Raw genomic sequence first — 13,221 nt, forward strand, 5'->3', positions numbered from 1 at the left:
TCGCGCTGCAGTTTGCCCGGACTGCAGACCGCTTCAGAACAACAATCAGCCGCGTTCCGATGCCGCGGCGGGGTTGTGTTTTCATGACACGCACGCCCCGGTCGCCGTCCCCGTGGCTGCCATCAGCGCCGAAGCATAGGCCTCGCCGATGGCCCACTTGGTGAAGCGCTGCGCGGCGGGCGATCCTTGCCACTCGGCCAGCGCCTGCTTGAGCGATTGCTCTTCCTTGGCAAGCGTGCGCATCGCGGCGGCCAGCGCTGCCGGGGCTCCCGGTGGCACCGCGATGGCGAAAGGGCAGTCGTCGAAATAGCCACTGACTGCCTGCCCCGCCGGGTAGATGATCGGCAGGCCGGCAAACAGCGCTTCGATGAACACCAGTCCGAAGGTTTCGCGGCGGGACGGGAGGACAAAGCCGGTCGCAGCGTTCATGCGTGCAGCGACGGCCTCCCGCGCGAGCGAACCTTCGAACACCAGGCCGGGCGCGTCCCCCGCGCTCGCTTTGGCGGCGGCGCTATCCTCGGGGCTGCCACCGCCGCAGATGGCCAGGGTCAGCGGTGCGCCAGCAGACGCGGCAAGCCGCAAGGCCTCGGCCATGGCGGAGAGGTTCTTGCGTGTGTGGCTTTTGAGGTGAAACACGCTGATCAGGCCGTTGCCACCTGGACGCGGCGGCAGCGGCTCGTCGAGCTCGGTCGGACAGGGAATGATCGCAACCGGCCCGCTCCGCCGCCCGAGTTTCTCCTCTACGGCGGCATGAGTCCACGGCGCAAAGAAGGTGACGAGCCGGGCATCGTGATAGACCCGGCGCAGGGCAGGGGCGAGATCGGGGCGCACCGCCAGGATCTTGGTGTCGGTGTCGCCCTGCACGGTGATCGCATAGGGCAGTTGCAGCCGCGTCGCGATACGGCGCACGGCGAGCCCCTCGATCGTCAGCTTGTGGCCCGCGACAAGATCAGGCCCTCGCGTCATGTTGGCGATCTGGCTGGCGATCCGGTCGCCCAGTCGTTCGAGAATGGTGCGATGAAACAGGCCGCGACCCGGTGCTGCATAGCCAAGCGCAAGGCCGTGTTCGAAAGGCACGCCGGTCAGGCCAAGATGGCCTGTCAGCACCGTGCGCACCGCAGCAGCAGGTGACGGGCTGATCCGGTTGAGCGAGATCACCGCGTGGTCGATCTCATCCGCCCCATCATCGATCAGGGTGCGGATCACCCGGGTCTTGGCCGGGTCGATCGGATCGGGGAAATCGGCCGAAAGGTTGAGCACCTTGGGCCGCGCGTCATCAGCAAAGCCCGGCAAGGCGATGGTGTCCGGCTTCTTGTCGTTCACGATCATCCCGCAATAATGATGGTGGTCAGATGCCGGCCGCGCTCGCCCGCCGGTACGTCACTTCTTGCCGTATTGATAATACTGGTACTGGTAGGTGTAGTCCGACCCTGCCTCCAGCGCGCGGTACTTGGTCAGCACGCCGCCCAGCACATTGGCGCCGACGGCCTGCAGGCGGCCGACCGCGGTGCGGGCCTGCGCCAGACTGGTGCGGTTGGCTTCGATCACGAACACGGTGGCGTCCACCACCTTGGCGATTTCCGCCGAATCCGCGAGGCCGAGCATCGGGCTGGAATCGAGGATGACCAGCGAATATTCCTTGCGGCATTCCTCGATCAGCTCGCGGAACGCAGCAGAAGACACCAGCTCTGCCGGGTTCGGCGGGATCCCCGCAACCGACAGCACCGTGAGATTTTCGCGGATGGTCTCGATCTTGGCTGCATCGAAGCTGACATGGCCCAGCAGGACTTCGGCAAGGCCCGCCGACGGGCGCTCGATATCGAGCAGCGCGTGGACCGACGGCTTGCGCAGATCGGCATCGATCAGCAGCGTCTTGCGTCCGAGCCGGGCAAACAGCTGCGCGAGGATCAGCGAGGTTGTGCTCTTGCCTTCGGAGGCCTGACTGCTGGTGAACTGGATCACAGCTCCGTTGCGCGGAACGGTGTAGTCGATCGTCGCCCTGATCGAGGCATAGGCTTCCATCAGCGTGCTGAACTGATTGGCCTCCTCGTTCTCCAGATCCTCGTTCTTCACGAAAGGCGTGAGGCCGAGGAAGGTCAGACCCAGACGATCCTCGATATCCTCGCCGCGGCGGAACTGGTCGACGAAGATTTCGCGCACCAGCGCCAGACCACCGGCCAGAGCCAGGCCGAGCGCCACCGCGATCATGAGATTGCGCGGCAGGCTTGGCGACTTCGGTGACAAAGGCACGGTCGCGGTGTCGAGCGGCGTTATCGAACTGCTTTGCAGGTTTGATGCGGTGTTGATCTGGTTGTAGCGATCGAGCAGACTCTTCAGTTGTTCACGCAGGGCTTCGGCTTCGCGCTCGAGCCCGGTAAACTCGATCTTCTTGTCCTGCTCCACCAGCGCATCGGAGGTGACCGAACCCAGCTCGCGCTGCATCGCCTCTTCCTGCTGGCGGGCGATCTGGAACTCGCTGCGGATCGAGGCCTTCACATCGGCGCCGGTGCGCTCGATCTGCTGATCGATGAATGACAGGCGCGAACGGATGTCGGCAATGGCCGGGAAGTCGTCATTGTAGCGCTGACGCAGCACCGCAAGATCGGCGTTGAGCTTGGCGCGCTCCTCGGTCAGCCCTTGTACCACGGGGCTGCCGAGCACCTCGGGGATTTGTGAGGCGGGCAGATTGGCGACGGCGCGCCACTTCTGCTCGGCGGCGATCCGGTTGGCGCGCACCGCGGCAAAGGTCTGGTTCACGCTGGCAAGATTGGCGCCGACAATGGTATTGGAGCCCGCCTCTGTGGTGCCCATGGTGTCTTGGGTGACGATGCCTGCGTTGCGTGCATAGGCGTTGGCTGCAAGCTCCGCCTCGTTCAAACGATTTCGGATTTGTTCGATCTGCTGGAGCAGATAATCACGCGCATAGGCATTGCTGTCCACACTACGGCGGATGTCGGTCTGCACGAACGCTGCGGCATACCCATTAGCAATCTCGGCTGCCAGAGTGCGATCTTCCGATTCCACGTTGATCGCGATGATCTGCGCTTCATTGGGCACAGATGCCGAGACGCTGGCCTGAAGGATCTGGGCCGCCAGCTTGACCTTGTCTTCTTCCCACTGCGCATCGGTGCGATTGGCCGGGCGGGCCTGATCAATCTCCGCCCCCAGCAGTGCGGCGCGCTTGCCCAGATCGAGCTCGCGCGCGACCTGTTCGGCCAGACTGCGGCTTTGGACGATCGCGATCTGGGTCTGCATGAAGGTGTCGATCTCGCTCGCCGAGAAGATCGATGCTGTGACTTCCTGCCCTTCGATAATGCTGTTGCCCCAGGGCGAGACCCGCACGGTCGCTGTCGCGCTATAGATTGGCGGCGTCAGCAGCGTGACGGCAACGCCGCTCATCACCGCCAGCACCATGACGACGGCAATCAACCAGCGTTGCCGGAAGATCGCACCGCGAAGCCATGCCACATCGATTTTTGGACCCGTAGGGGCCGGGTCAACGACTGGCGCTGGCAGGTATTGATCAACCCACAAGTTTCCGTTGTTGGGTTGCGGCGCTTCGATTATTGAACGTTCGTTCATTAAAAAATTTTCCATTTCAGGGCATAAGCCCAAACGGCTCGAGCGAAGGAACGTTTCTCTTTCGCGACAGATCCTATAAGAGACCGCCGCGCGAACTCAGGCCTACCTTGTCCCGGCGACGGCAAACACGCCGAAGACCGGCAGGGCCTTGAGCAGGTCTTCCCAGAACACCGACAGGCCATCGGTGCCCATCACCACCCGGTCGCCCGGCTGAAGCACGGGATCGAGCATCGTGCCCTGGCTGACCGCCTGATAATCGAACTTGGCGATCATCACCCCTTCCGGGCTTTCACGGAACACCGCGACCTGATCGATCTTCGCAACGCGTTTCGGCCCGGCCGCAAGCGCAATGGCCGTGGACAAGCGTGCACCGGGCTGGAAGCTGTAGACGCCCGGCTTTTCGACCGCGCCTTCGACCGTCACGAGATGCGAGGCGAAATCGGTGATGTTGACGCTGACCATCGGCGACTTAAGGCCGAGCGCCGCGAATCGGCGGGTAAGATCCTGCTCGAACTGCTTGGCGGTCATCCCGGCGGCAGGGATTGATCCGAGCATCGGCAACGACACGTTGCCCTCCACCCCGATTCGAACTGTCTCGGCCGAAAGATCGGGCTCACGGAACACCGAGACCGAAATTTTGTCGGTCGGGCGCAGCAGATACACGTCCGGACGCGCAAAGCTGTAGCCATCCTGCCCCAGATCGCTGCGCGGCTGTGTCACGCTTGCGCCAATCAGCGGCTCAGGAGACGAGACGCAACCCGACAATGCCAGCGCAGCGATCAAACCCAGCGATGTTCCCATTCCTGCTTTGTAGCTGCGATACGTCACCAGTCCCTCCATCAATGTCCAAAAATGCTTATACCCTCGATTTCTGCGGTGCAACATTATTGCGCCGCAATCCGTCTTGCCTCTTTGGCGCAGTATCAGCATGAGGGACGGGCGCAGTGCCCGAAGGCGCTAAGATTCCCAATGCAAGAAAGCGTCCGGAGCGTGACCTGATGGCTCAAGCTGCACCCTCAATACTCAGCCTGAGTGCCGCTGGGGTCTATCTCGTCGTGGTGGCTGGCTGTCTTGGGGCAGCTTTGACGGCTGCGCGATCGCGGCAGCCGGCGGGACACTTGCGAATGTGGAGCTTCATCGCGCTTGTCTTCGCATTCCTGATAGTCATGCGCTTCACAGGGATCGAAGAGGTGGTGCGCGATACTTTTCGAGACATGCTGCGGGTTGAAGGCGCCTATGCAGCGCGGCGCTCGTTCCAGCGACCGCTTGCGGTGGCGGTGATTTTCGGGGTTTCGGGGCTGTTCGCATGGGGCCTGTGGCGCCAATGGCGCGCGGCGCGGGGACGGCGCAATCTTGCGCTGCTCGCCGCGCAGGCCAGCACGGTCGCGATGGTGATGCTGGTGGGGCTGCGGATCGTTTCGCTGCACCAGCTCGATTCCGTGCTCTACGGACCGCTCAAGCTCAACTGGATCGCCGATCTGGGGGCAAGCCTGATGACCCTTGCTGCGTCGATGATCTATGTCAGGCTGGTGCGCCGGCAGCCGAACCCAGGTCGGCGATAATCTGCGCGATCCGGCGGCTGGCTGTGCCGTCGCCATAGGGATTGTGCGCGCGCGCCATCGCCTGATAGGCTTGCGCGTCATCGAGCAAGCGGCTGGTTTCGGTGACAATCGCAGCCGCATCCGCGCCGACCAGCCTTGCGGTTCCGGCCGCGACGCCCTCGGGCCGCTCGGTCGTGTCGCGCATCACCAGCACCGGCTTGCCGAGCGACGGCGCCTCTTCCTGAATGCCCCCGGAATCGGTCAGGACGATGTCGGAGGCGGCCATCATGGCAACGAAGTCGAGGTAATCCAGCGGCTCGATCAGCGCGATATTGGCAAGCCCTTCGAGCGCCGGTCGCATCACTTCGGCGACATTGGGGTTGGGGTGTAGCGGGTAGATGATCGCCACATCATCGCGCGCGGCGAGCGCTTGCAGGGCCTGCGCGATCGCCTGCATACCGGCCCCGAAATTCTCGCGCCGGTGGGCGGTCACGGCAATGATCCGCCGCCCGGCGAAGCGTTCCCGCAAGGGCGCGATGGCAGGGGCCAGCGCCGGATCGGCCGCGATCCGCTCTTGTGCAAACAGCAGCGCATCGATCACCGTATTGCCCGTCACATGCACCGCGTTGTCCGGCACGTTTTCGGCCCGCAGCGCGGCGGCTGCGGTTGGCGTCGGGGCGAAGTGCAGATCGGCGATCACGCCGGTGACCTTGCGGTTCACCTCCTCGGGCCAGGGCGAATAGATGTCGCCGCTGCGCAAGCCGGCCTCGACATGGCCCACCGGAATGCGCCGGAAATAGCACGCGAGGCTCGCCATCATCGTCGTCAGCGTGTCGCCATGCACCAGCACACGATCGGGCATAAACTGGTCCAAGACCGCACCAAATCGCGCAATGAGCCGCGCCGAAAGTGCATCGAGTGACTGATCCGGCTGCATCAGGTCGAGATCGACATCGGGCACCAGCCCGGCCAGCGACAGCACCGAGTCCAGCAGCTCGCGATGCTGGGCCGTCACCACCACCTTCACATCGAAGCGCCCGGTTTCGCGCAGCGCAGCGACCACCGGGAACATCTTGATCGCTTCGGGGCGGGTGCCGAAGGTAACGAGAATGCGGGGTTTCCCGCGCGCGTCGCTCCCCAAGCTACTCACCGCCGGAGCATTCCCCGCGTGTCGAACACCAGCTTGCCCGCAAGGTCGGCGGGGGAGAGATGTTTGAACGCGGTGTGATCGACCAGCACGACCACAATCTCCGCCTGCCGCAGCCCTGCGTCAAGCGTCACCAGCTCTGCGCCCGTGCCGTCGAAGGCCTTGGGCAGCCCGTCGGTGAAGGGCTCGACCACCAGAATGCGATTCCCATGGGTGTGGGCCAGCGCCTCGGCGATTTCAAGCGCGGGGCTTTCGCGGAAGTCGTCGATGTCGGGCTTGAAGGCGAGGCCGAGCAGCGCAACCTTGCCGTCCGGCGCGGCATCGAGCAGCGCGCGGATCTTGCCTTCGGTGTGGACCGCCTTGTGGTCGTTCACCTCGCGCGCGGTCTTCACCAGCCGCGCGGCCGAGGGCGCGCCCGCGACGAGAAACCACGGGTCGACCGCGATGCAGTGCCCGCCCACGCCCGGGCCCGGCTGGAGGATGTTGACCCGCGGGTGGCGGTTGGCGAGGCGGATCACCTCCCACACGTCCACTCCGATCACATCGGCGATCATCGAGAGTTCGTTGGCAAAGGCAATGTTGACGTCGCGGAAGGAGTTTTCGACCAGCTTCACCGTCTCGGCCACGCGCGCGGTGGTGTAGAGGCAGTCGCCCTTGACGAAGCTGGTGTAGAGCACTGCCGCCCGTTCGGCGCAGGCGGCGGTCACACCGCCGATCACGCGGTCGTTGTGGACGAGCTCGTTGACGATCCGGCCCGGCAACACGCGCTCGGGGCAATAGGCGAGCGCGATGTCGGCTTCCTCATCGCTGCCGTCCCTGGGCACGACGATGTCCGGACGCAATTCGCTGATGATTTGCGCCACGCGCTCGGTGGTGCCGACCGGCGAGGTGCTTTCTACGATCACGCAGGCGCCGGGGAGGATCTTGGGCGCGATGGCGCGCGCGGCGGCCTCGACAAAGGAAATGTCGGGCGCGTTGTCCGGCCCCAGCGGGGTCGGCACGGCGATCATGTAGAAGCTGGCGGTGGGCACCTCGGTCGAAGCGACCAGCGTCTGCGCGGTGATTGCGTCATGCACCAGCTTGTCGAGATCGCGTTCCTCGATGTGGACGCCGCCGGCATTGACGGTCTCGACCACCTTGGGCGAGACATCCACGCCGCACACGCTCCAGCCGTAGGATGCGAGCAGCGCGGCGGTGGGCAGGCCGATATAGCCCAGCCCGATCACCGCGACCTGATGATCGGGCGCAGGATGGCCGAGTGCCTTGCGCCCAAGCGCGGCGGTGGCATCGAAAGGAGCGTTCATGCGGTCAAAGTCCCGGTTTTCGGGATGGGTGATGGCCGCAAAGCCCTTAAAATCGCGTTAGGCCTGTTGCAATTTCGACGCTTCCGGCTCTTCGCGTGTTCTCACGAGGTTCTTCTGTGCCATCATATGATTTCGCTGTTCGCCTGCCCGACACTTGGATGGCTCATTGCATTTTAACCTGCCGGTGCGAGACCGTGCGCCTGCTTCGGGAAAGCCGCCATGTTCAGAGCATATCTCAACTGCATCCTTGCCGCCCTTGTGGGACTGGTCACACCGTCGCTTGCCGCAGCCCAGAATATCGAAGGGCCCGCTGAGATCATCGATGGCGACTCATTGCGGATCGCGGGAACCGAGATTCGCCTGTTCGGTGTTGATGCGCCTGAATTCTCTCAACCGTGCTTCAGCAATGGCACCGCGGTCGCATGCGGCGCACTGGCCAAGGACATGCTTGCAGGGCTGATCGGCAGTGCAGTGCTGACCTGCCAACCGCGCGACACCGATAGGTATGGCCGGATCGTGGCGACCTGCTGGATATCCGGGGTAGATGTTGGAGAAGCACTTGTGGAAGCGGGATGGGCCACGGCGTTCCGGCGATATGGCAATGACTACGTTGCCGCCGAGACCAAAGCGCGCACAGCACGCACCGGCATCTGGCAATGGGACTTCGAGATGCCCGAAGATTACCGGGCAAGCCGGGAGGCTGAACTGCAACCACGAGCGGCACAGGCCTCGCCTCGAAGTGCAGCGACCGCTCGCCAATATGAGGGCAATGGCCAGTGCCTGATAAAGGGCAATCACTCGCGGCGCGGCGACTGGATCTATCACCTGCCCGGCATGCCCTATTACGCCGCCACCCGCGCCGAGGCCTACTTCTGCACCGAGGTCGAGGCCCAGGCTGCCGGATATCGCCGCGCGATCGTCCGCTAAGGCCAGAACCGGGGCTGCCGAATCAGCCCAACGAGGTCCGATCAACGAACCCTATCCGGCCTCGCCTTCGCATCGGCCTTGAGCTTCTCAATGCGCTCCGAGCAGACCTCGTGCACGACGCGGCCGAGCTCCTCGACCCGGGCGCTGAGCCACTCGAGCTCTTCCTTCGTCACACGATAGTGCTTCGAGTAGCGCGCCTTGACGTAGGCATCCTTGAGCTTCTCAAACCGGGCACGATCCTTCTTTTGCTCGCGCGGCCAGACATAGGTGAGGCGCGGATCGATGCGCTCGGCCTGCGTGCGCAAGAATCCGAGATTGTGAACATGGGGAGTGTAGAAGGTGCATACCAGCAGCACACAGTGATACAGAAACTCTGCTGCTTGATGCGTATCGAAGGCGGCCTCTTTGAGCCGACCTTGGCTTAGCGTATACCGCGCCGTATCAAGTCGACCAGCACCACCCGGAAACCACTCGTCGAAGTACTCCTGTGCCATGGCGAGCGCCTGTGTCGGCGTCTTCGGCTTGGGCGTGTGCAGTTCGCTGTCGTCCGACTGGTAGACCGCGACCCCTTCGGCTTTCACGTCCATGAAGAAATAGCGTCCGTGGGCGAGCCCGTCGTTCACCTCCTGCAGCGTATGGACGATGAAATTGACCGGCGTCTGGAGCGTACCTGTTACGCCATATTCGCGCATCAGCCGCTCATCGAGCTTGGCCCAGTATTTGACCCGGTCGGTGAGCCGCTTGTCGCTGACGATGATGAGGAGATCGAAGTCCGAGCGGTAGCCCTTGGCGGTGTGGGGCTCATCGACCCAGGTGCCGCGCGCATAGCTTCCGTAGAGGATCACCTTGAGGATGCGTCCGGCCTTCTTCCACTCGTGCTTTGCCAGAGCAAAAGCGTCGTCAAACTCCTCGAAGATCAGCTGCACCACGCGCTCCAGCTCGCGCTGCTTTTGCGGGGGCAGATGATCAAGGTCGGTACGCATCGCTGAACCTCTAGCAAGCAGTTGGAATGGTTGCACCTGCCCAATATTGCCCAAGCGCGATCATACATGTCAGGGCGCCTCTCTGCTCTCCTGCCGTTCGTCGATTTCCGTGTCGCGGACGAGCTCTTCGTGCAGCAGTCGGCCCGTCTCCATGCGCCGCGCCAGTGCCTCGAGGAAGTAAGAAAAGCGCTTCTCGGCCTCGGCGCGCGCCGCAGCCGTTTTTTCGCCAGACGGCGGCGCGGTCGCAGAAAGCCAGCGGCGCAGGTAAAGCGCGAAGGCCTCGTTGCCGACATCGACATGATACCCGAGCCGGTCGAGCTGGCGCGAGATCCGGTCAAGCCGCCGGCTGAACGCTGCCTCGAGCCGTTCCGATCCGTCGGGCGAGAGGAAGGAGGACACCGCCGCTTCGACCACCGCCGCCTGCGAGACGCGCTTGCGCCCGGCATAGTCGGCAAGCTGGCGCGAAAGCTGCGGCGGCAGGCGGAAGGTGTGCTTGACGCGGTTGCCGGTGCTCACAGCTCGATCCCGTCGCCCGGATCGAGCGTTGCCCGCTGCGCGGTGGCGCGCATCTGCGCGGCGATCTGCTGGTTGCGCCCGGCGTCTTCTTCGGAGGGCCGGTCGTCGAACGCGAATTCGTTGGGGACGGGCTGCGGTGAGGGAACGATGTCCTCATGCTCCGGCAGTTCAGGCTCGCGCCGCACGCCGCCTTCCGAGGCTTCACTTTCGTCGCCCTCTTCAGCCGAAAAATCTGGGTCCGCCTCCGGCTTAGTGGCGCTAACCGGCTGCCTTTTCCAATCGCCCTCCGCGGGAATGTCTTTGGCCTTCGCGGTCGCAGGCGGCGGCAGAACCCTCTCCTTCAGCCGCGGGTCGGCGTAATACCGCGCCTTCTTCGCGCGGATCGGATGCGCGCCCGCCAGCATCACGATCTCGTCGGTTTCGGGCAGCTGCATGATCTCGCCCTGGGTAAGGAGGGCGCGCGCCGTCTCCGTACGCGAGACCATCAAGTGCCCCAGCCATGGCGAAAGCCGGTGCCCCGCGTAGTTCTTCATCGCCCGCAATTCGGTCGCGGTGCCGAGCGAGTCCGAGATGCGCTTGGCGGTGCGCTCGTCGTTGGTCGCAAAGCACACCCGCACATGGCAATTGTCAAGGATCGCGTTGTTTGGCCCATAGGCCTTCTCGATCTGGTTCAAGGACTGCGCGATCAGAAACGCCTTGATCCCGTAGCCCGCCATGAAGGCGAGCGCACTCTCGAAGAAGTCGAGCCGCCCGAGCGCCGGAAACTCGTCGAGCATCAGCAGCAGCCGCTGGCGGTCCGAACCTTCCGCCAGATCCTCGGTCAACCGCCGCCCGAGCTGATTGAGGATCAGCCGGATGAGCGGCTTGGTCCGGCTGATGTCGGAGGGCGGGACCACGAGATAAAGCGTGACCGGCTGCCGGGGGTTGACGAGATCGGCGATCCGCCAGTCGCATTGCCGCGTGACCGCGGCGATCACCGGATCACGGTAGAGCCCCAGGAACGACATCGCGGTCGAAAGCACGCCCGAGCGCTCGTTCTCCGACTTGTTGAGGAGCTCGCGCGCCGCGCTCGCGACGACCGGATGAACGCCGTGATCGCCCAGATGCGACGTGCGCATCATCGCTGCAAGTGTCGCCTCGATCGAGCGCGCCGGATCGGAGAGGAAGGCGGCGACCCCGGCGAGCGACTTGTCGGCTTCCGCATAGAGAACGTGGAGGATAGCGCCGACCAGCAGCGAATGGCTGGTCTTTTCCCAGTGGTTGCGCCGCTCGAGCGAACCTTCGGGATCGACCAGCACGTCGGCGATGTTCTGGACGTCGCGCACTTCGCCCGCGCCGCGCCGGACCTCGAGCAGTGGGTTGTATGCGGCCGAGGCCTTGCTGGTCGGATCGAAACGCAGTACCCGCCCGAAGCGCGCGCGAAAGCCCGCGGTCAGCCCCCAGTTCTCGCCCTTGATGTCGTGGACGATCGCCGAATGCGGCCAGGTGAGCAGCGTCGGCACCACCAGCCCGACACCCTTGCCGCTGCGGGTCGGCGCGAAGCACAGTACGTGCTCGGGCCCGTCATGGCGCAGATAGAGGTTGTGGCGACGCCCGATGATGACCCCCTTGCCGCCGAGCAGGCCGGCGCGGGCGATCTCGGACCGCCCGGCCCAGCGCGCCGATCCGTAGGTTGCGCTGTTCTTGGCCTCGCGCGCGCGCCATACCGACATGCCGATCGCGACCACGACCGAAACGAGCCCGCCCGAGGCTGCGATCATCCCGCCGGTCTCGAAGATGCCCGGCGCGTAGGCCTCGTAGCTGAACCACCACCAGAAGATCGACCACGGCGGATAGACCTGATGCCCAGCGAGGGTGAACCAGGCGCTGCCCAGTTCGCGCTGATAGGCAAGTGCGGCGGCGGTCCACTGGGTTGCGGCCCAGATGCCTCCCAGCGTGAGCGCGAAGACCGCAATGATCTGACCCCACAGGATCCGTGTCGCCGACATGGAGCGTCTCCTTCCGGCAGTAAACAGGCCAAGCCCGGACCGCCAAGGCAAGTACGGTTCGCTCAGCGCGCGCCCGGGCGCAGAAAAGGAAAGGCGCGGCTAGAGCGCCTCGACAGTGAAGTCGGGTCCGCCCGCCCAGGTCAGCCGGTACATCGCGCCCTGGACGACCGACTGCACGACATTGGGCCAGAGCGCCGCGATGCAGGTGCCGCCCATGTGCCGGACCGAAGGGTAGATGATCCCGTTGTGCCCTTCGGCCCGCGCGCGCGCCGCGAGCGCGTTGCCGGCGGGATAGCCCGCCGCCGGATCGGGATCGAGCGACGGATGCTGTGGGCTTTGGCGCAGATCGACGAATACCCCCGCCATGCTCGCGATCATCTCGCCATATTCGACCACAGCATCGAAGTCGCCCGCATCTGCGAGCGCGCGGGTGAGATGAAAGCCGACCTCGGCAATGCAGGTCTCCGCATCGAGCGCGGCGTACCACGCGCCGCGCGTCGCCGGGTTGAAGCGATTGGGCTCGCGCGGTTTTGCATAGGCGAAGCTTGCATTGATGAATTTTGCATGCGGGACGCCGTGCACCAGCTCGTCGGCGGCGAGCGTAGCCAGCCCGCGGTCCTCGGCAATCAGCCGGCTGCTGGTCGCGCCCTCGATCTCGGCGAGCAGCGCCTGCTCTTCAGGGTCGTCGGCGAGTGGCGCGAGCACTGCGTCGCGCTGCCGCGCGCTCGACACGAGGCGGATGGTGCGTTCGAAGGCCTCGCGCGCGAGCGGGAGGTCGCCCGCCGGATCAGAGCCCGCCACGAAGCGCGTCGATATACTGCCGGGTCTCGAGCATGCGCGGGATGCCGCCCTCGATCATCGCCTCGACCGGCGAGCGCCGGTCGAACACCGGCGCGCGGTTCTCGAGCCGCGGCCAGCGATCGGCGAGATCGTTGGCAAAGAGCAGGTGGAGCCCCTTGAACAAGCCGATCAGCGCCGAGGCGCGGGTCAACTGGTCCTGGCTGAGCACGCCCTCCCAGCGTCCCGCCTTCATCCGGTCCCACGTGCTCTCCGAAACGCCGAGCAGCGCTGCGCCCTCGGCGTTGCTGGCGCCCCAGGCATCGGCCAGCCGCAGGACGGCCGTCACCGCTGCGCCGGTGAGGCGCCGCCGGTCGTCATCGTTCGCGAACGTCTGAAGCCCCTGCGGTGCTTCGCTGTGCTGCAAGACTGCACTTGCCATATCGCATCTCCTGA

The 13,221-nt window shown here is 64.7% G+C and carries 12 protein-coding genes; 2 read left to right on the forward strand and 10 right to left on the reverse strand.

What is annotated here, in order from left to right; all coding sequences use genetic code 11:
* Window positions 1–81 precede the first annotated feature (81 nt).
* The 3 genes from E2E27_RS05715 to E2E27_RS05725 all read right to left on the reverse strand — a co-directional run bounded on the left by E2E27_RS05715 (window position 82) and on the right by E2E27_RS05725 (window position 4,467).
* The gene (locus E2E27_RS05715) at window positions 82–1,323 is read right to left on the reverse strand and encodes a glycosyltransferase (RefSeq protein WP_181443580.1); all 1,242 of its coding nucleotides are present in this window, start codon (window positions 1,321–1,323) and stop codon (window positions 82–84) included.
* Between the two features lie 57 nt (window positions 1,324–1,380).
* On the reverse strand, window positions 1,381–3,468 hold the full coding sequence (locus E2E27_RS05720) for a GumC family protein (RefSeq protein WP_234036202.1): 2,088 nt from the start codon (window positions 3,466–3,468) through the stop codon (window positions 1,381–1,383).
* Window positions 3,469–3,684: 216 nt separating this feature from the next.
* Window positions 3,685–4,467, reverse strand: a complete 783-nt coding sequence (locus E2E27_RS05725) for a polysaccharide biosynthesis/export family protein (protein WP_234036203.1) — start codon at window positions 4,465–4,467, stop codon at window positions 3,685–3,687.
* Between the two features lie 59 nt (window positions 4,468–4,526).
* Here E2E27_RS05725 and E2E27_RS05730 point away from each other — a divergent pair, with 59 nt between their 5' ends.
* Complete coding sequence (locus tag E2E27_RS05730) at window positions 4,527–5,144, forward strand: hypothetical protein (protein WP_141458062.1); 618 nt, start codon at window positions 4,527–4,529, stop codon at window positions 5,142–5,144.
* Here the strand turns inward: E2E27_RS05730 and wecB are convergent.
* Together wecB and wecC are read right to left on the reverse strand one after the other, a co-directional pair.
* Window positions 5,104–6,195, reverse strand: a complete 1,092-nt coding sequence (wecB, locus tag E2E27_RS05735; protein ID WP_141461605.1) for a non-hydrolyzing UDP-N-acetylglucosamine 2-epimerase — start codon at window positions 6,193–6,195, stop codon at window positions 5,104–5,106. The two genes, E2E27_RS05730 and wecB, sit on opposite strands and share 41 nt — an antisense overlap.
* 74 nt (window positions 6,196–6,269) lie before the next feature.
* A complete protein-coding gene (gene wecC, locus E2E27_RS05740; RefSeq protein WP_234036204.1) occupies window positions 6,270–7,574 on the reverse strand; it encodes a UDP-N-acetyl-D-mannosamine dehydrogenase in 1,305 nt (434 codons plus the stop codon).
* A gap of 258 nt (window positions 7,575–7,832) precedes the next feature.
* Between wecC and E2E27_RS05745 the strand changes: the two genes are divergently transcribed.
* Entirely contained in the window at window positions 7,833–8,501 is a 669-nt protein-coding gene (locus tag E2E27_RS05745; RefSeq protein WP_181443581.1) for a thermonuclease family protein, read from the forward strand.
* A 41-nt stretch (window positions 8,502–8,542) separates the two neighbouring features.
* On the opposite strand, the gene E2E27_RS05750 is transcribed toward E2E27_RS05745, so the two are convergent.
* The 5 genes from E2E27_RS05750 to E2E27_RS05770 form a co-directional block, all read right to left on the reverse strand.
* Window positions 8,543–9,484 (reverse strand): HEPN domain-containing protein, encoded by a 942-nt coding sequence (locus E2E27_RS05750; RefSeq protein ID WP_141458064.1) that lies wholly within the window; start codon window positions 9,482–9,484, stop codon window positions 8,543–8,545.
* Window positions 9,485–9,553: 69 nt separating this feature from the next.
* Entirely contained in the window at window positions 9,554–10,000 is a 447-nt protein-coding gene (locus E2E27_RS05755) for a CopG family transcriptional regulator (protein ID WP_141458065.1), read from the reverse strand.
* A complete protein-coding gene (locus E2E27_RS05760; protein ID WP_141458066.1) occupies window positions 9,997–11,988 on the reverse strand; it encodes a conjugal transfer protein TraG in 1,992 nt (663 codons plus the stop codon). The genes E2E27_RS05755 and E2E27_RS05760 overlap by 4 nt, the downstream gene beginning before the upstream one ends.
* 99 nt (window positions 11,989–12,087) lie before the next feature.
* On the reverse strand, window positions 12,088–12,789 hold the full coding sequence (locus E2E27_RS05765; protein ID WP_141458067.1) for an RES family NAD+ phosphorylase: 702 nt from the start codon (window positions 12,787–12,789) through the stop codon (window positions 12,088–12,090).
* A complete protein-coding gene (locus E2E27_RS05770; protein ID WP_141458068.1) occupies window positions 12,776–13,207 on the reverse strand; it encodes an antitoxin Xre-like helix-turn-helix domain-containing protein in 432 nt (143 codons plus the stop codon). The genes E2E27_RS05765 and E2E27_RS05770 overlap by 14 nt, the downstream gene beginning before the upstream one ends.
* Between the last annotated feature and the right edge of the window lie 14 nt (window positions 13,208–13,221).

The organism is Porphyrobacter sp. YT40 (genome assembly GCF_006542605.1).
Classification (GTDB): domain Bacteria; phylum Pseudomonadota; class Alphaproteobacteria; order Sphingomonadales; family Sphingomonadaceae; genus Erythrobacter.